The 16546-nt window shown below is 62.8% G+C and carries 16 protein-coding genes; 14 read left to right on the top strand and 2 right to left on the bottom strand.

Annotated features, from left to right (window positions below; genetic code table 11):
• Positions 1 to 3: 3 nt before the first annotated feature.
• The 6 genes from hemL to IEW63_RS07405 all read left to right on the top strand — a co-directional run bounded on the left by hemL (position 4) and on the right by IEW63_RS07405 (position 5952).
• Entirely contained in the window at positions 4 to 1284 is a 1281-nt protein-coding gene (gene hemL, locus IEW63_RS07380; RefSeq protein ID WP_188635957.1) for a glutamate-1-semialdehyde 2,1-aminomutase, read from the top strand.
• Positions 1285 to 1383: 99 nt separating this feature from the next.
• Positions 1384 to 1962 (top strand): tetratricopeptide repeat protein, encoded by a 579-nt coding sequence (locus IEW63_RS07385; protein ID WP_188635958.1) that lies wholly within the window; start codon positions 1384 to 1386, stop codon positions 1960 to 1962.
• A gap of 275 nt (positions 1963 to 2237) precedes the next feature.
• Complete coding sequence (locus tag IEW63_RS07390) at positions 2238 to 2438, top strand: hypothetical protein (protein ID WP_188635959.1); 201 nt, start codon at positions 2238 to 2240, stop codon at positions 2436 to 2438.
• Positions 2439 to 2447: 9 nt separating this feature from the next.
• Positions 2448 to 3371 carry an efflux RND transporter periplasmic adaptor subunit gene (locus IEW63_RS07395; RefSeq protein ID WP_229710380.1) on the top strand — a complete coding sequence of 308 codons (924 nt, stop codon included), beginning with the start codon at positions 2448 to 2450 and terminating at the stop codon, positions 3369 to 3371.
• A gap of 25 nt (positions 3372 to 3396) precedes the next feature.
• Positions 3397 to 5412: an FUSC family protein gene (locus tag IEW63_RS07400; protein WP_188635960.1), complete on the top strand. Its 2016-nt coding sequence runs from the start codon at positions 3397 to 3399 to the stop codon at positions 5410 to 5412.
• A gap of 159 nt (positions 5413 to 5571) precedes the next feature.
• The gene (locus tag IEW63_RS07405) at positions 5572 to 5952 is read left to right on the top strand and encodes a MarR family winged helix-turn-helix transcriptional regulator (protein ID WP_229710395.1); all 381 of its coding nucleotides are present in this window, start codon (positions 5572 to 5574) and stop codon (positions 5950 to 5952) included.
• A 4-nt stretch (positions 5953 to 5956) separates the two neighbouring features.
• On the opposite strand, the gene IEW63_RS07410 is transcribed toward IEW63_RS07405, so the two are convergent.
• A complete protein-coding gene (locus IEW63_RS07410) occupies positions 5957 to 6292 on the bottom strand; it encodes a DUF1820 family protein (protein WP_188635962.1) in 336 nt (111 codons plus the stop codon).
• A gap of 168 nt (positions 6293 to 6460) precedes the next feature.
• Between IEW63_RS07410 and miaB the strand changes: the two genes are divergently transcribed.
• The 5 genes from miaB to lnt all read left to right on the top strand — a co-directional run bounded on the left by miaB (position 6461) and on the right by lnt (position 11829).
• Positions 6461 to 7801, top strand: coding sequence for a tRNA (N6-isopentenyl adenosine(37)-C2)-methylthiotransferase MiaB (gene miaB, locus IEW63_RS07415; RefSeq protein ID WP_188635963.1), 1341 nt, complete (start codon positions 6461 to 6463; stop codon positions 7799 to 7801).
• 108 nt (positions 7802 to 7909) lie between these two features.
• Positions 7910 to 8923 carry a PhoH family protein gene (locus IEW63_RS07420; RefSeq protein ID WP_188635964.1) on the top strand — a complete coding sequence of 338 codons (1014 nt, stop codon included), beginning with the start codon at positions 7910 to 7912 and terminating at the stop codon, positions 8921 to 8923.
• Positions 8913 to 9371 (top strand): rRNA maturation RNase YbeY, encoded by a 459-nt coding sequence (ybeY, locus tag IEW63_RS07425; protein ID WP_188635965.1) that lies wholly within the window; start codon positions 8913 to 8915, stop codon positions 9369 to 9371. The genes IEW63_RS07420 and ybeY overlap by 11 nt, the downstream gene beginning before the upstream one ends.
• 9 nt (positions 9372 to 9380) lie before the next feature.
• Positions 9381 to 10220: a CorC family transporter gene (locus tag IEW63_RS07430; RefSeq protein WP_188635966.1), complete on the top strand. Its 840-nt coding sequence runs from the start codon at positions 9381 to 9383 to the stop codon at positions 10218 to 10220.
• A 70-nt stretch (positions 10221 to 10290) separates the two neighbouring features.
• Positions 10291 to 11829, top strand: a complete 1539-nt coding sequence (gene lnt / locus IEW63_RS07435) for an apolipoprotein N-acyltransferase (RefSeq protein ID WP_188635967.1) — start codon at positions 10291 to 10293, stop codon at positions 11827 to 11829.
• Here the strand turns inward: lnt and IEW63_RS07440 are convergent.
• Positions 11773 to 12048: a hypothetical protein gene (locus IEW63_RS07440; RefSeq protein WP_188635968.1), complete on the bottom strand. Its 276-nt coding sequence runs from the start codon at positions 12046 to 12048 to the stop codon at positions 11773 to 11775. The genes lnt and IEW63_RS07440 overlap by 57 nt on opposite strands.
• A 230-nt stretch (positions 12049 to 12278) precedes the next feature.
• Here IEW63_RS07440 and leuS point away from each other — a divergent pair, with 230 nt between their 5' ends.
• Genes leuS through holA form a run of 3 tightly spaced genes read left to right on the top strand, consistent with a single transcriptional unit; the run spans position 12279 to position 16486 of the window.
• A complete protein-coding gene (leuS, locus tag IEW63_RS07445; RefSeq protein WP_188635969.1) occupies positions 12279 to 14885 on the top strand; it encodes a leucine--tRNA ligase in 2607 nt (868 codons plus the stop codon).
• A gap of 18 nt (positions 14886 to 14903) precedes the next feature.
• Positions 14904 to 15449 carry an LPS-assembly lipoprotein LptE gene (locus IEW63_RS07450; RefSeq protein ID WP_188635970.1) on the top strand — a complete coding sequence of 182 codons (546 nt, stop codon included), beginning with the start codon at positions 14904 to 14906 and terminating at the stop codon, positions 15447 to 15449.
• A 5-nt stretch (positions 15450 to 15454) separates the two neighbouring features.
• Entirely contained in the window at positions 15455 to 16486 is a 1032-nt protein-coding gene (gene holA, locus IEW63_RS07455) for a DNA polymerase III subunit delta (protein ID WP_188635971.1), read from the top strand.
• Positions 16487 to 16546: the final 60 nt, after the last annotated feature.

Here is a 16546-nt window from a genome sequence, read left to right on the forward strand (position 1 = left end):
ACCATGTCCCGCTCCGAAGATCTTTTTGCCAGTGCCCAGAAACACATCCCCGGTGGCGTCAACTCTCCGGTACGCGCCTTCCGCAGCGTCGGCGGCAGTCCGCTGTTCATCAAGCATGCCGAAGGCGCCTACATCATCGATGAGGACGACAGGCGCTATGTGGACTACGTCGGTTCCTGGGGCCCGATGATTCTCGGTCATGGGCACCCGGAGGTACTGGACTCGGTCCGTCGCCAGCTGGAGCACGGCCTGTCCTATGGTGCACCCACCGCCATGGAAACCGAAATGGCCGAGCTGGTGTGCTCGCTGGTGCCCTCCATGGACATGGTGCGCATGGTCAGCTCCGGTACCGAGGCAACCATGAGCGCCATCCGTCTGGCCCGCGGCTATACCGGCCGTGACACCATCATCAAGTTCGAAGGCTGTTACCACGGTCATTCCGACAGCCTGCTGGTCAAGGCCGGCTCCGGCGCACTGACCTTCGGTGTACCCAGCTCCCCGGGCGTGCCGGCGGCCTTTGCCCAGCACACCCTGACCCTGCCCTACAACGACATCGCTGCGGTACGTGAAACCCTGAGCACGGTGGGCAAGGATGTCGCCTGCATCATCGTCGAGCCGGTGGCCGGCAACATGAACTGTGTTCCGCCGGTGCCGGGGTTCCTCGAAGGTCTGCGCGAGGTCTGCGACGAGTATGGCGTGGTGCTGATCTTCGATGAGGTGATGACCGGCTTTCGCGTCGCCCTGGGCGGTGCCCAGGCGCATTTCGGTGTCACCCCTGACCTGTCCACCTTCGGCAAGATCGTCGGCGGCGGCATGCCGGTGGGTGCCTTCGGTGGCAAGCGCGAGATCATGGAACAGATTTCTCCGCTGGGCCCGGTCTACCAGGCCGGCACCCTGTCCGGTAATCCGCTGGCGATGGCCGCCGGCCTGACCACGCTCAGGCTGATCAGCCGCCCCGGATTCCACGATGAGCTGAGCGAATACACCAGCCGTCTGCTGCAAGGCCTGCAGGACCGCGCCGATGCGGCCAGCGTGCCCTTCGTCACCACTCAGGTCGGTGCCATGTTCGGCCTTTACTTCAGCGGTGCCGACGCCATCCAGACCTTCGAGGATGTCATGGCCAGTGATGCGGAGCGCTTCAGCCGTTTCTTCCATCTGATGCTGGAGCAGGGGGTCTATTTCGCACCCAGCGCCTATGAGGCCGGCTTCACCTCGATCGCCCATGGCGAAGCCGAGCTGCAGCTGACCCTGGATGCCGCCGAGCGCGCCTTCGCCGCGCTCTGAGGCGAGCCACCGATGCCAGCCGCCCCGCATTGGCGGGCGGTTGGCGCCAGCGACAATCCGGCGCACAATGAACATCTGCCACCAGCCCATGGAATCGCCATGCACAGCCCTGTCCGACCACTTGCCCTGCTCTGTGCCCTGACCCTCGCAGTGGCCAGTTCAAGTGCCCTGGCCCAGAGCCAGGAGCCGCTGCTGATCAGCACCGAGGAGCGCTGCGCGTTCAATCGCGTCGATGATGAAAGCCTGCCGCTGGCGCTGGAGAACTGCCTGGAAATGGCCGAAGCCGAGGACATGCAGGCCCAGTTCGAGATGGGTGAGCTCTACTATCATGGCGAGCGCACCGAACGGGACCTGCCCCTGGCAATGAAGTGGTACGAACGCGCGTCCATCCAGGGGCACCCGGACGCGCAATACCGGCTGGGGCTGATGCATGCCACCGGCGAAGGCGTGGAGCGCAACCTGCCCCAGGCCTACATCATGCTGAAGATGGCCGCCGTGAACGGGCAGGACGCCGCCATGGACGCCAGCGACCGCCTGACCGAAGAAATGAGCGAAGAGGAAATCGCTGCGGCCACCCAGGTGCTCGGCACCCTGTTCCGCAACTACCTGCGACACATCCGCGAGGAGCAGTTGCGTCGCCTGTCGCCGGAAGGCGATAACGGCATCTCCCGTCCCTGATCCGCCAGTCCGGGAACCCGGCCCGGACATCGCGTTCCCCTCACTGACGCCACGGCAGCCAGGCCCACCTGCGGCAAATCGACCCATTTAATTGACACTGTCAACCTCACCACTTAAGGTTGTCATCGTCAACTATCTGTTAACGCAACAACCTTCCCCGGCCTATTCGCCCTCGCCAACTGACAAGCAGGAGCGACGGGCCCTACTTTCTCTGTCCACGCTCACGCACCAGGGACGTCCACGCCGGGTTGGCTCATCAAACTGAGTAAAAGTGAATGCCGATACATGAATCCAATTTCTTTGGGCTCCTGTTCAGCCCCCTGTTCCTGATGGTGGTTATCGCTCTGGCCATCACCAGTTTTGCTGTACGCATCATCGACCGGGTCATCCCCTATTCCATGCAGCATAACGAGAGTCTCATGAGCATGCTGATGTTCATGGGGATTCTGGCTTCCCTGGTAAGTATCAGCTTTTGAGAGATATCAATGAAAAGAACGGCTAATGCTGCCCTGACACTGGTCCTGCTATGCGGGATCGTCCTCGTCGCCATCTACATATGGGACCGCTACATGTACACACCCTGGACCCGGGATGGCCGGGTGCGAGCCGAGGTCGTCAATATCGCACCGGACGTGTCCGGCTGGATCAAGGAGATGAACGCACATAACGCCCAGCAGGTGAAAGCGGGCGACGTTCTCTTCACCGTGGATGACGCTCGATACCAGGTGGCACTGGAGCTTGCCGAGGCGCAGATGAACAGCGCGAAGATTGCCTGGCAGCGCAGCTCCAACGTGTACGAGCGCCGCAAGCGTCTCAGAAAGGGCGCGGTCAGTCGCGAGGAAATCGATACTGCGCGCCTGGACATGCTCGAAAGCGAGGCGGCCTATATCCAGGCCAAGGCCGCCTGGGACAATGCCAGGCTGGACCTTGAGCGCACCGTATACCGGGCGCCTGTCAGCGGCAAGATCACCAACCTGGAACTCGAGCCCGGCGACTATGTTACTCGGGGCTCCAGTCAGCTGGCTCTGGTGCGCGATTCCAGTTACTACGTCACCGGGTATTTCGAGGAGACCAAGATTCCTTCCATTCGCCCGGGTGACAAGGTGGATATCTGGCTGATGGCGGGCAAGATGAAGCTCGAAGGCGAGGTCGAGTCGATAGACAGCGGTATTTCCAACACCAACACCACGCCCGGCAATCAGCAGCTCCCTTCCGTGGAGGCGACCTTTGCCTGGGTGCGGCTGGCGCAACGCATCCCGGTCAATATCCGGATCACCCATATTCCGGATGACCTGTCGCTGAGCGTCGGCATGTCCGCCACGCTGAAGGTGCACAGCGCGCCGGACCGGCAGAGTGAGCAGCGGTCGGTGATGCATGCGCTGCGCGAGAACCTGCAGACGCTGTTTTGACCATCATGAAAGCAGAGGTTAGCCGATGACGACCCGGGTGCTGGATTCCTATCTGTTCGGCAACAAGTTGGCGGTGAAGACAGCCATCAAGCTCAGTGTCTCCGTATGGGGTGCGTTTCTCATTGCCGTGCTGCTGCAGATGGAGCGCCCGGTCTGGGCGATGATCACCGGGATGATCTCGTTCTTCTCGCCGGCCCACGCGCAGATCCTGAAGAAGTGTATCTACCAGTGTCTGAGTACCCTGCTCGCGGGAGTACTGGGCGTCATTCTGATGGCCTTTTTCGCCCAGAGCCCACTCCTGGCCGGACTCGGCGCAAGCGTGCTGGTATTCGCCGGTGCGGCCGCAGCATTCAATACCCGGGATTCGAACTTCACCTTCTGCTGCACCATCTTCGCGGTCACTGTCTGCCTGATGGTGGTGGTACCTGCCAACTTCGGCCCGACCAGCAACTTCATCATCAGCACCTTCATCGACCGTGTCGGCACCATCCTCTGCGGCGTGATCTGGGCAGCGTTCGTCAGCGCAAGCCTGTGGCCGGTATTCGATACCGACCAGCTCCGGCGCTCGGCGGGGAGACTGTTCGGCTCGGTGCTGTCACTGCCACAGAACTTCAAGTTGCCGGCGAAACAGAGAAAGCAGGACTTTGCCGCGGTCTACGCGGGCATCATCGAATATTCCGACCTGGCCGACCATTGTGATTTCGAGGGAATGTGGGGCCGCCGGGGGGCCCGCGTAGCGCGGAAGATGAACCTGCTGGCGATCAGGGTCTGCACCCATGTGTACATCCTGCTCCGAACCACCTCCACCCGTTCGCTGCGGATGATCGCCCTGCTCCGTGAGCTCGAAGGCGTGGCGAAGACATTACAGGCCAAGGGCGAGCGGCTTGATTCGGCGGATCTGGAGCCGCTGGACCGCTTCATCGAGACCCGGTGCAGCTCAGACGGCGGGGCGGACCAGTCGGCGGAGGAGCAGCTGGGTAAGGGACGAATCTCGCTGCTCGCCCGGGATCTGCGCGAGTTCGTGCATATGTACATCAGTCTGCTGCGCTCGGAAAAGGTCGACGTCAAAGGCGTGCGGGTGAGGCGCTACCCGCAGATCAAGAACAGCATCCGCACCGGCCTTCGCGCCATGACACTGTTTCTCATCACCTATACGCTGTGGTACGCGATGGGCTGGAACAATGGTTTTCTCATGGCGATCGTTCCTGTCGTATACAGCGTGGCGCTGTGCAAGGCGCCCCACCCCGCCGCCATTACCCGGCAGATAATCATCGGGACGCTCATTGCCGTGCCGGTCGGACTGGTCGCGACCAGCATCCTGGGCGAGGCCTCCAGCGCGCTGGAACTGCTGGTGGTAGTGGCGGGCATCCCTCTGTTCTTCGGTTTCATGGGCATGTCCAGCATGCACACTTTCGCCTACAGCATCGGCTTCAACGTATCCTTCCTGGTATTTCTGCTGCCGCAGAACATAGTCATGGTGGACATGGGATTTGCCATAGAACGCTGCCTCTCACTTGCCATAGGTGCGGCGATACTAGCTCTGCTGTTCACCCTGATACCCAAACGGCCCGCGCTGAAGGATCCGGACAATCCCGACCGACTGTTCGACAGCGACCTTGAGCGATATCTGCTGAAAAACCGCCATGATCGTGCTTCCCCGGTCCAGCTTGCCCGAAGCATCGGCCTGGTGATTGACAAGATGGTGCACGTGGCCATGCTCGAGGCTCCTGAGAAGAAGGAGGAGCTGCTGGAGCATGCCGGAACGGCAATCTTCCTGATGAGCCAGTCCCAGCAGGTGTCCCTGTACATGCGCAACCTGGGTCTGGGGGCCGCAGGCCGTGAAGTACTGGATAGGTGGCGTGCAGAGATCTACCAGAACTACGCTTCCAGAGAGAACAGGTGGGACATCAGACTGGCGGACACACTGCAGCCCCTTCTTGAGCAGGCGGATGATCGAGCATCCGCTTCCCTGGACCAGCAATACGGCTGGCTGGACAGCCTGGATCAAACCACACGCAGCGTGTTCCGAAGCGCTGCCTGATTACTGTCGGGAACGGGAAAAGTCCGCCATCGGGCTTCTGCTCGCCACGCGTCCGGCCTACAATCGGTTGCTACCATCAAGTATAAAAGGGCAATCTCCATGAATCCCCGCCTTCTGGCTGATCCTTTGCACCAACTGGCTCATGCCTATCAGTCACATATGCGTCGAGCGCTGCGGGCAGCGGGAGTCGAATTACCCCCCACCCACGTGCGGGCCCTGAAGGGGATCGCGCTCACACCGCAGTGCACTGCGCAATCACTGACTGTTTATATGCGCAGCGACAAGGCGCAGATCACCCGGGTGCTCAACGACCTGCTCGCCGCGGCACTGATAGTGAAACATGACAATCCGGATGATGGTCGCAGCCGGCTGCTGGAGCTCAGCAGCAGCGGTCAGGCCGTGCTGAAGCACGCCCAGGCGCTCGAATCGGCGGTGGGCAGGCAGATGACCGAGGGGCTGAGCAGCGATGAAGTGGATGTCTTCCTGCGTACTGCCCAGCGGATTACCGACAATCTGAACGGCGCGCAGCACGCCGTCTAGCCCTTCAGTTCTGCCCTGGCCCCGGCGGCATCGGAAACGACATGACGTTGCTGCCCGCCTTGGCTTCACTGATGCGTGCCTGGCCGACCCGCTCCACCTCATCGATACGCACCACCGAGTGCATCGGAATGAAGCTGCGGCTGACACCCTCGAACTGATTCTTCAGCTTCTCTTCGCTGGGATCGACCAGCATCTGGGATCGCTCACCGAACACCAGCTCCTCGATCTCCAGAAACCCCCACAGTTCGCTCTGGAAGATCTGCCGGGCGTAGATCTCGAAAACCTGGCCCTGATTGAGAAAAATCACCCGAAAAATCGGCTGCTGCCTGTCTTTGCTCATGGATCTCACACGCTGCACAACATGACTTGGGGACGCAGGCAGCTGTAGTGCCCGGTCGAAGGTCGCGGATCATAGCATATCCCCTTTCCGGGCCGACAACCGCCATCACACTGGTCCTGCCAAGCGTGTATAATCGCCGTTTTTTCCAGGAGTCAGTCCGGCGAATCCATGGCCAAGAAACTTTACATCCAGACCCACGGCTGCCAGATGAACGAGTACGACAGCTCGCGCATGGCGGACCTTCTCGGCGAACACCAGGCAATGGAGCTGACCGACAGTCCCGATGAGGCGGACGTCATCCTGCTCAATACCTGCTCGATCCGCGAGAAGGCGCAGGAGAAGGTGTTCTCCGAGCTGGGGCGCTGGCGGCCGCTGAAGGAGAAGAACCCCGAGCTGATCATCGGCGTCGGCGGCTGCGTGGCCAGCCAGGAAGGCACCGCCATCCGCGACCGCGCCTCCTATGTGGATGTGGTGTTCGGCCCGCAGACCCTGCACCGCCTGCCGGAGATGATCAACGCCGCGCGCACCACCGGCACCGCCCAGGTCGACGTGTCCTTCCCGGAGATCGAGAAGTTCGACCGCCTGCCCGAGCCGCAGGTGGATGGCCCGACTGCCTATGTATCGGTGATGGAAGGCTGCAGCAAATACTGCAGCTTCTGTGTGGTGCCCTATACCCGGGGTGAGGAAGTCAGCCGCCCCTTCGATGACGTGCTGGCCGAATGCGTGCACCTGGCCGAGAACGGTGTGCGCGAGATCACCCTGCTGGGGCAGAACGTCAACGGTTATCGCGGCGACACCCATGACGGCGGCATTGCCGACCTGGCGGACCTGATCCGTGTCATCGCCGAAATCGACGGTATCGATCGCATCCGCTATACCACCTCGCATCCGCTGGAGTTCTCCGACAGCCTGATCCGCGCCCACGCCGAGGTGCCCAAGCTGGTCAAGTATCTGCACCTGCCGGTGCAGTCCGGGTCCGACCGGGTACTGGCCGGCATGAAGCGCAACCACACGGTGCTGGAATACAAGTCGCGCATCCGCAAGCTCAAGGCAGCGGTGCCGGACATCATCCTCAGCTCCGATTTCATCGTCGGCTTCCCCGGCGAGACCGACCGTGACTTCGAACAGACCATGAAGCTGGTCGAGGAAGTCGGCTTCGACTTCTCCTACTCCTTCATCTACAGCGCGCGCCCCGGCACGCCCGCCGCCGAGCTGGCCGACGACACACCCAGCGAGGTCAAGAAGCAACGTCTGCAGATCCTGCAGGCGCGCCTCAACCAGCAGGGATTCGAGAACAGCCGCCGCATGGTCGGCAGCACCCAGCGCATCCTGGTCACCGACTATTCCAAGAAGGACCCGGGCATGCTGCAGGGTCGCACCGAGCACAATCGGGTGGTCAACTTCCGCTGCGACAATCCCGGCCTGATCGGTCAGTTTGTCGATGTGCATATCGACGAAGCCCTGCCCCACTCCCTGCGCGGCACCCTGGTGAGCGAAACCGGGTACTGACAGAAGCTTTTCGTGTCCGACCGGGTGCCTGCACCCGGCTTTGCACGGGAAGCTTTGCGCGCTATGCTGTGATTCTTCCAATTGCCATATGGCCACCTACAGATCACCTTGAACGTTCCCTTGACTATCCATCGTTTCAGTATCGAGCCCGTGGACTCCCGGCGCTTTGCCAGTCTGTGCGGCCAGTTTGATGAAAACCTGCGCCTGATCGAACAGCGCCTCGGTATCGAGGTACGCAATCGGGGCAACCATTTCGAGCTCATAGGCGACCCGGCGATCACCCGCTCGGCTGAAGCCGTGCTGCGCCAGCTCTACCGGGAAACCCGCGACAACCGGGACCTGGCGCCGGAAACCGTGCATCTCTACCTGCAGGAATCGGGGCTGGAGAATCTCAGCGAAGCCCTGCAGCAGAGCGGCGGCCAGCAGCCGGTGGTACTGCGGACCAAGCGCATGACCATCCAGCCTCGGGGGCCGAACCAGCAGAACTATGTGCGCTCGATCCAGGAACATGACATCAACTTCGGCATCGGCCCGGCGGGCACCGGCAAGACCTACCTTGCGGTGGCCTGCGCGGTGGACGCCCTGGAGCGCGAACAGATCCGCCGCATTCTGCTGGTGCGCCCGGCGGTGGAAGCCGGAGAAAAGCTCGGCTTCCTGCCCGGCGACCTGTCACAGAAGATCGATCCCTACCTGCGGCCGCTGTATGACGCGCTGTACGAGATGCTCGGCTTCGAGCAGGTGGCCAAGCTGATCGAACGCCAGGTCATCGAGGTTGCTCCACTGGCCTACATGCGCGGACGCACGCTCAACAACAGCTTCATCATCCTCGACGAGAGCCAGAACACCACCCTGGAACAGATGAAGATGTTCCTGACCCGGATCGGCTTCGGCTCCACTGCGGTGATCACCGGTGACATCACCCAGGTCGACCTGCCCCGGGGCACCCGCTCGGGCCTGACCCATGTGATGGACGTGCTCAAGGACGTGAAAGGCATCGGCTTCACCCACTTCAAATCCAAGGACGTGGTGCGCCACCCCCTGGTCCAGCGCATCGTGGAAGCCTACGACCGCTTCGACCAGCGTCAGGAGCAGGAGCGCCAGGAGCGCCGCAATGACAGTTGAGGTAGACATACAGAGGGCAACGGACGCCCCAGACCAGCCTGACGACGACAGTTTAATACGCTGGGCCGCCCTGGCCCTGCGTGACGATCCCGGCAAGGAACTGACCATACGCCTGGTCGATGCCGAAGAAAGCCGGACCCTGAACCGTGAGTACCGGAACAGGGACTACCCGACCAACGTCCTGTCCTTTCCTGCCGATCTGCCTCCCGAACTGAATATTCCGCTGCTCGGCGACCTGGTCATCTGCGTGCCGGTGGTCAACCGTGAGGCAAGTGAACAGCGCAAGAGCCCTGACGCCCACTGGGCTCATATGGTCATCCACGGCTGCCTGCACCTGCTCGGACATGACCACATCGATGATGACGAAGCCGAAGTGATGGAACAACTGGAACGCCAGCTGCTGGCAGAGCTGGGCATAGCCGACCCCTACCTTGAATCCGATGAGTAAGAGAGAACCATGAGCGAAGAACGACCAACCGGTGGACCCAGGTCCTGGCTGGAGAAACTGGTTCAGCCCTTTGCCCAGGAACCGCGCAACCGTCAGGAGCTGCTTGAAGTCCTGCGTGAGGCCCAGAGCAACGAGGTGCTCGACCTCGAGGCGCTGAGCATCATCGAGGGTGCCCTGCAGGTGGCCGACATGCAGGTGCGGGATATCATGATTCCCCGCTCGCAGATGAACACCATCAAGGCCAGTCAGACGCCCAGGGAGTTCCTGCCGGAGATCATCGAGGCGGCGCACTCGCGCTTTCCGGTAGTGGGTGAAAGCATCGACGACGTGCTCGGCATCCTGCTGGCCAAGGACCTGCTGCCGTTACTGCTCGAGGGCAATACCGACCGCTTCAATATCAAGGATGTGCTGCGCCCGGCTACCTGCGTGCCCGAGTCCAAGCGCCTGAACGTGCTGCTCAAGGAATTTCGCGCCACCCACAACCACATGGCTATCGTCATTGACGAATACGGCGGTGTATCGGGGCTGGTGACCATCGAAGACGTGCTGGAACAGATCGTCGGGGATATCGAGGACGAACACGATTTCGACGACGAGGAATACATCAAGGCACTGCCTTCCGGTGATTATCTGGTCAAGGGCCTCACGCCGATCGAGGAGTTCAACGAGGAGTTCGATACCGGCTTTTCTGACGAGGAGTTCGACACCGTCGGCGGCTTGGTGATGAACGCTTTCGGTCATCTGCCCAAGCGCAACGAGATCGTTGAGCTGGAAGGCTTCCGGGTACGCATTCTGAATGCCGACAGTCGCCGCATACACCTGCTGCGGGTCAGCCTGATCCAGAGCTGAACGGCCCCCGTCCCAACGATTGACGCCCGAGTGGCCGGGATGGAACCCGGCACAGGAATCAGAGGAACCCATGCCACTGCTGCATACACTGCTCGAATGGCTGCGCGGCCCCGGCTGGCGCGGCCACCTGCTGGCCCTGGCCGCCGGCGCCCTCACCACCCTGTCCTTCACCCCCTTCGACATCTGGCCACTGGGGCTGGTGTCGATCGCGCTGCTGTACCAGGGCCTGGCATGCCTGGGTGGCCGTCAGGCCATGTACCGGGGCTGGTTCTGGGGTCTCGGCCTGTTTCTCAGCGGGGTGTCGTGGATCTATATCAGCATCCACGTCCACGGCTATGCCTCTCCTCCCCTCGCCGGCCTGCTCACCGGCGGGCTGGTCGCCGGGCTGGCGCTGATTCCGGCACTGACTGCCTGGATCTGGGTGCGCTGGCTGCGCCCCGACGGGTCGCCGTTGCTGGGCAGCCTCGGCTTCGCTGCGCTCTGGGTTGGCCAGGAGTTCTTCCGCAGCTGGTTTCTTACCGGCTTTCCCTGGCTGTACCAGGGCTATGCCCACACCGACACCTGGCTGGCCGGCTGGGCTCCGCTGGGCGGCGTCTGGCTGCTGAGCTTCATCTGCGTGTTGAGCGGCTGCCTGCTGAGCGAATGGTCGCTGTGGCGTCGCCCCAGACCCGCCATGGCCGCCGGCGGCCTGCTGCTGGGGTGGTGGATCGGCGGCGCACTGCTCACCCAGGTGGAATGGACCCGCCCTGCCGGCGAGCCGCTGTCCGTCGCGCTGATCCAGGCTGACATCGAGCAGTCACGCAAATGGGATCCGGCGCATATCGACTACACCCTCGCCACCTACCGCGACATGACGTATGCCCAGCGTCCGGATACCGATATCATCGTCTGGCCGGAAACGGCAGTACCCGTGCTCAGCAGCGGTGCCATGCCCTTCGTTCAGGGGGTCGCTGCCAACCTGGCGCAGCAGGGCACGACCCTGATCACCGGCATTCCGATCGACCAAACGGACGCAGAAGGCCAGATGCGCATCTACAACGGCATCATGGTCGCCGGGGAGCAGCCGCATCACTACCTCAAGCACAAGCTGGTGCCCTTCGGTGAATATGTGCCGCTGGAAGGGTTGTTACGGGGAATGATCGCCTTCTTCGACCTGCCGATGTCGAGCTTCTCCCGCGGCCCGGTGGAACAGGCTCCGCTGGAAGCCAGCGACTACCGACTCGCGCCTTTCATCTGCTACGAAACCGTTTATCCCGATTTCGCTGCGCGCCTGGCTGCACGCAGCGAGCTGCTGATCACCATCAGCAACGACAGCTGGTTCGGCGAGTCCATCGGCCCGCTGCAGCACCTGCAGATGGCACGCATGCGAGCGCTGGAATCGGGCCGCTGGATGATTCGGGGAACGAACAATGGGGTGACCGCCCTGATCGATCATCAGGGCCGGATTACCGCTCGGATTCCGCAGTTCCAGCAACTGGCGCTGCACGGGGAAGTTCAGCCCCGATCGGGGCTTACGCCATGGTTGCGCTGGGGCAACTGGCCACTGGTTACGCTAATGCTGCTGAGTCTGTTGGCGTGTGCCGGCAAGCGACGAAATAGCCGCCGGTGAAGCGCTCGGGTCGAGATTCATGCTGCGCATAATCTGATCCAGCAGTTGCAGGTCCGCATTGCTCAGTCCTTCGATTTCAAGCTCGCCCGGCAGCGCGGTCTGCCCGGTGAGCCATTGGCGGGTGCAGGCCATGTCCATGGCCTGATCCAGTCGGCGCAACAGTCGTCCATAGGAGGAATCGCGACTGCTGCGCAGGGTGGTCGAATCCAGTGATTTCATACCGATCTCCCTGAATTTATTGTCATGTCCAGCTCGGCGGGACCTCTCGGAAGCGCCTGCGCAGAGGGTCTGTCTGCCGTCCTGCGGCTTCCTTGCCCTCAGCATAGACGCCGCTGCCAGGTTCTCCCGCCAGCCGCGACGAATGGCATACGACTACCTGAGCAGAGCGCTGTGGTGTATGCTGCCCCATCACTTTTTATCTGACATACGAGTCGACAGACAGCCCACCCATGCAAGAACAGTATTCACCCCGCGATATCGAAACCGCCGCCCAGCAGGAATGGGAACAGTCCGACGCCTTCCGGGTTGAAGAAACCCCGAACCGCGACACCTATTACTGCCTGTCCATGTTCCCCTACCCCAGCGGCAAGCTGCACATGGGGCATGTGCGCAACTACACCATCGGCGATGTGATTGCCCGCTACCAGCGCATGCAGGGCCGGAACGTGTTGCAGCCCATGGGGTGGGATGCCTTCGGCATGCCGGCGGAGAACGCGGCGATGAACAACCAGGTTGCCCCCGCCGCCTGGACCTACGCGAACATCGACTACATGCGCAACCAGCTCAAGAGCCTCGGGCTGGCCATCGACTGGTCACGGGAGTTCGCCACCTGCAGCCCGGAATATTATCGCTGGGAACAGTGGCTGTTCACCCGCCTGTATCGCAAGGGTGTGATCTACCGCAAGAACGGCACCGTGAACTGGGACCCGGTCGATCAGACCGTGCTGGCCAACGAGCAGGTAATTGACGGCCGCGGCTGGCGCAGCGGCGCGCTGATCGAGAAGCGCGAGATTCCGATGTACTACTTCCGCATCACCGACTACGCGGAAGAACTGCTCAGTTCGCTGGACGACCTCACCGGTTGGCCGGAGCAGGTCAAGACCATGCAGCGCAACTGGATCGGCAAATCCGTAGGGATGGAAGTCCACTTCCCCTATGACCAGTCCTCCATCGGCCATGCCGGCAGACTCAAGGTCTTCACTACCCGACCTGACACCCTGATGGGCGCCACCTATGTTGCCGTGGCCGCCGAGCACCCGCTGGCCACCCAGGCCGCTGCTGACGATCCGGTGCTGCAGGCCTTCATCGACGAGTGCAAGCGCGGCGGCGTCTCCGAAGCGGATCTGGCCACTCAGGAGAAGAAGGGCCGCGCCACCCGACTGTTCGTCGAGCATCCTCTGACCGGCGAGAAACTGCCGGTATGGGTCGCCAACTACGTACTGATGGGCTACGGCGAAGGCGCGGTGATGGCGGTTCCAGCCCACGACGAGCGCGACTTCGAATTCGCCACCCGCTACCACCTGCCGATCAAGCCGGTGATCCGCACCTCCGCCGGCGACAGCACCCCTGCTCCCTGGCAGGATGCCTATGCCGAAAAGGGTGAGCTGATCAACTCCGACGAATTCGACGGGCTGGATTTCGACAGTGCCTTCACCGCCATTGGCGAAGTGCTCAAGCAGAAGGAGCTGGGCGCACCGCGCACCCAGTACCGCCTGCGTGACTGGGGCATCAGCCGTCAGCGCTACTGGGGCTGTCCGATTCCGATTATCCACTGCCCGCAGTGTGGGGACGTACCCGTTCCGGATGACCAGCTGCCGGTGGTACTGCCCGAAGATGTGGTGCCGGACGGCGCCGGCAGCCCGCTGGCGAAGATGCCCGAGTTCTACGAATGCAGCTGTCCGCAATGCGGCCAGCCGGCGCGGCGCGAGACCGACACCATGGACACCTTCGTCGAGAGCTCCTGGTATTTTGCCCGCTACGCCAGTCCGCACTATGACAAGGGCATGGTCGACCCGGCGGCGGCCAACCACTGGCTGCCAGTGGACCAGTACATCGGTGGCATCGAGCATGCCATTCTGCACCTGCTGTACGCGCGCTTCTTCCACAAGCTGATGCGCGACGAAGGTCTGGTCGATTCCGACGAGCCGTTCAGAAACCTGCTGACCCAGGGCATGGTACTGGCCGATACCTACTATCGGGTCGACGACAAGGGCGCGCGCACCTGGTACAACCCGGCGGACGTGGACGTGGAAACGGACGCCAAGGGCAAGGTGCTCAGCGCCCGCCTGCGCAGCGACGGCCAGCCGGTGGAAGTGGGCGGCACCGAGAAGATGTCCAAGTCGAAGAACAACGGCGTCGACCCGCAGGAAATGATCGACCAGTACGGCGCCGACACCTGCCGCCTGTTCATGATGTTCGCCTCGCCGCCGGACATGAGTCTGGAATGGTCTGATGCCGGCGTCGAGGGCGCCCAGCGCTTCCTGCGCCGGGTCTGGCGCCTGGCCCAGCAGCATGTAGGTAGCGGCCTGCCGGGCGCGCTGGACACCGGTGCATTGAACGAAGGACAGAAGAGCGTACGCCGCGCCATTCATGTGGCGATCCGCCAGGCTAGCTTGGATATCGGTCAGCATCACAAGTTCAACACGGCGATTGCTGCGGTGATGACGCTGATGAACGTGCTGGAAAAGGCGCCGCGCGACAGCGAGCAGGATCGCGCCGTTCTGCAGGAAGGGCTGGAAACTGTCACCCTGTTGCTGGCTCCGATCACCCCGCACATCGCTCACGCGCTGTGGCAGGCGCTGGGTCACCGGTCGCCGGTGATCGATGCCGGCTGGCCGCAGCTGGACGAGAGCGCACTGGTGCAGGACAGCCTGCAACTGGTCATTCAGGTCAACGGCAAGCTGCGCGGCCATATCGACGTTGCCGCCGATGCCAGCCGCGAAGCGGTGGAAGCTGCCGCCCGCAGTAACGAGAACGTCCTGCGCTTTACCGAGGGGCTGACCATCCGCAAGGTCATCGTGGTACCGGGCAAGCTCGTCAATATTGTTGCCAACTGATAACAACGGAGAATAGGCATGCGCCTGCAACAATCCCGTCACTTCCTCGGCTGCGCCCTTATCGGTGCCAGCCTCCTGCTCAGCGCCTGCGGCTTTCAGCTGCGTGGCACCGGGGGCGCCAGCATCGGGCTGGACGCGCTGCATGTCAGCGCCCAGGACAGTCACAGCCCGACCCGGCAGCAGCTGGTGGAAACGCTGCGATCCAGCGGCGTGGCGGTGAATGACTCGGCCCGCTACCAGCTTCAGCTGCTGGCCGAACCGGTGCAGCGTCGTGCAGTCAGTTATGCCCGCCGCTCGACGCCGGCCGAATACGAGCTGACCCGCTCCCTGGTATTCCAGATCGCCGACCGCGACGGCCGGCCGCTGATCGGACCGGAAACCCTGACCGTCCGCCGCGCCTACGCGGCAGACCGGGACAACCTGGTCGCCAGCGGGGAAGAGGAGGCGCTGCTGCAACGGGAAATGGGCGAGGACCTGGTACGCCAGCTGATGTTCCGGTTGTCGGGCATCTCCAGCAGTGACCTGGCCAACCGCGAACAGGCCATCGAGCGCCCGGCCGACTGAGCGGCATGAAGCTCAACACCACACAACTGCAGCGCCAGCTCGCCGAGGGCCTGGCGCCTGTCTATGTGGTCAGCGGTGACGAACCGCTGCTGTGTGACGAGAGCGCAGACCTGATCCGCCGCGCCTGCCGCGAGGCCGGCAGCGAGGAACGATTGGTCTTTCATGTGGACCGCAGCTTCGACTGGAGCCAGGTACGCGAGGCCGGCAGCAGCCTGTCGCTGTTTGCCCAGAAACGGCTGATCGAGCTGCGCATACCCGGTGGCAAGCCCGGCGATGACGGCACCCGCGCCCTGCTCGCCTGGCTGGACGACCCGCCCCCGGATACCACCCTGCTGATCAGTCTCCCCCGGCTCGATGCCAGCACCCAGCGCACCAAGTGGGCCAAGACCCTGATCGAGCACCAGCACAGCCGCTTCCTGCAGATCTGGCCGGTGGAAGCCCATCAGCTTCCCGCCTGGATGCGTGACCGGCTCGCCGCGGCCGGACTGCATGCCACTCCGGATGCGCTGGCGCTGCTCAGCGCCCGGGTCGAGGGCAACCTGCTGGCAGCCGTCCAGGAAATAGAGAAGCTGAAGCTGTTCTGCGACGGCGGCCAGGTGGATGTGGAAACCATCCAGCAGGCGGTGGCCGACAGCGCCCGCTTCGATGTCTTCAAGCTCAGTGACGCCCTGCTGCAGGGCAACGCCCCCCATGCCCTGCGGATACTCCACGGACTGCGCGGCGAAGGTGTCGAGGCGCTGATGGTGCTGTGGGCGCTGACCCGCGAGCTGCGCAGCCTGCACAACATGGCCCATGAGCTGGCCCGGGGCATACCCCTCGATCGTATTCTGGCCAGCCAGCGGCCGCCTATCTGGGAAAAGCGCCGACCGCTCTTCGCCCGCGCAGTTCAGCGCCACCCGGCAGCCAGCTGGGCTCGGCTGCTGCGCCTGGCCCAGCTGGCCGACGAACAGATCAAGGGCCAGGCCGCGGGCTCGGTCTGGGACAGCCTGGCGCTGATCCTGATCCAGGCCTGCGGCACCCGCATGAGCCTGGACTGACCCAGCACTGTCGCAGCTTTCTCCTGCCGCCCGGGAACCTGTGCCCACCGGCGCTCTCCA

The sequence above is a fragment of the Halopseudomonas pertucinogena genome (assembly GCF_014646575.1).
Taxonomy (GTDB): Bacteria; Pseudomonadota; Gammaproteobacteria; order Pseudomonadales; family Pseudomonadaceae; genus Halopseudomonas; species Halopseudomonas pertucinogena.

Bases quoted from the DNA above. Each gene is read 5' to 3' on its own strand.
- IEW63_RS07440 (WP_188635968.1), bottom strand. From the start codon at position 12,048: ATGAAATCACTGGATTCGACCACCCTGCGCAGCAGTCGCGATTCCTCC.
- ybeY (WP_188635965.1), top strand. From the start codon at position 8,913: ATGACAGTTGAGGTAGACATACAGAGGGCAACGGACGCCCCAGACCAG.
- miaB (WP_188635963.1), top strand. From the start codon at position 6,461: ATGGCCAAGAAACTTTACATCCAGACCCACGGCTGCCAGATGAACGAG.
- IEW63_RS07390 (WP_188635959.1), top strand. From the start codon at position 2,238: ATGCCGATACATGAATCCAATTTCTTTGGGCTCCTGTTCAGCCCCCTG.
- hemL (WP_188635957.1), top strand. From the start codon at position 4: ATGTCCCGCTCCGAAGATCTTTTTGCCAGTGCCCAGAAACACATCCCC.
- lnt (WP_188635967.1), top strand. From the start codon at position 10,291: ATGCCACTGCTGCATACACTGCTCGAATGGCTGCGCGGCCCCGGCTGG.
- IEW63_RS07430 (WP_188635966.1), top strand. From the start codon at position 9,381: ATGAGCGAAGAACGACCAACCGGTGGACCCAGGTCCTGGCTGGAGAAA.
- holA (WP_188635971.1), top strand. From the start codon at position 15,455: ATGAAGCTCAACACCACACAACTGCAGCGCCAGCTCGCCGAGGGCCTG.
- IEW63_RS07395 (WP_229710380.1), top strand. From the start codon at position 2,448: ATGAAAAGAACGGCTAATGCTGCCCTGACACTGGTCCTGCTATGCGGG.
- IEW63_RS07410 (WP_188635962.1), bottom strand. From the start codon at position 6,292: ATGAGCAAAGACAGGCAGCAGCCGATTTTTCGGGTGATTTTTCTCAAT.
- IEW63_RS07400 (WP_188635960.1), top strand. From the start codon at position 3,397: ATGACGACCCGGGTGCTGGATTCCTATCTGTTCGGCAACAAGTTGGCG.
- IEW63_RS07385 (WP_188635958.1), top strand. From the start codon at position 1,384: ATGCACAGCCCTGTCCGACCACTTGCCCTGCTCTGTGCCCTGACCCTC.
- IEW63_RS07405 (WP_229710395.1), top strand. From the start codon at position 5,572: ATGCGTCGAGCGCTGCGGGCAGCGGGAGTCGAATTACCCCCCACCCAC.
- IEW63_RS07450 (WP_188635970.1), top strand. From the start codon at position 14,904: ATGCGCCTGCAACAATCCCGTCACTTCCTCGGCTGCGCCCTTATCGGT.
- leuS (WP_188635969.1), top strand. From the start codon at position 12,279: ATGCAAGAACAGTATTCACCCCGCGATATCGAAACCGCCGCCCAGCAG.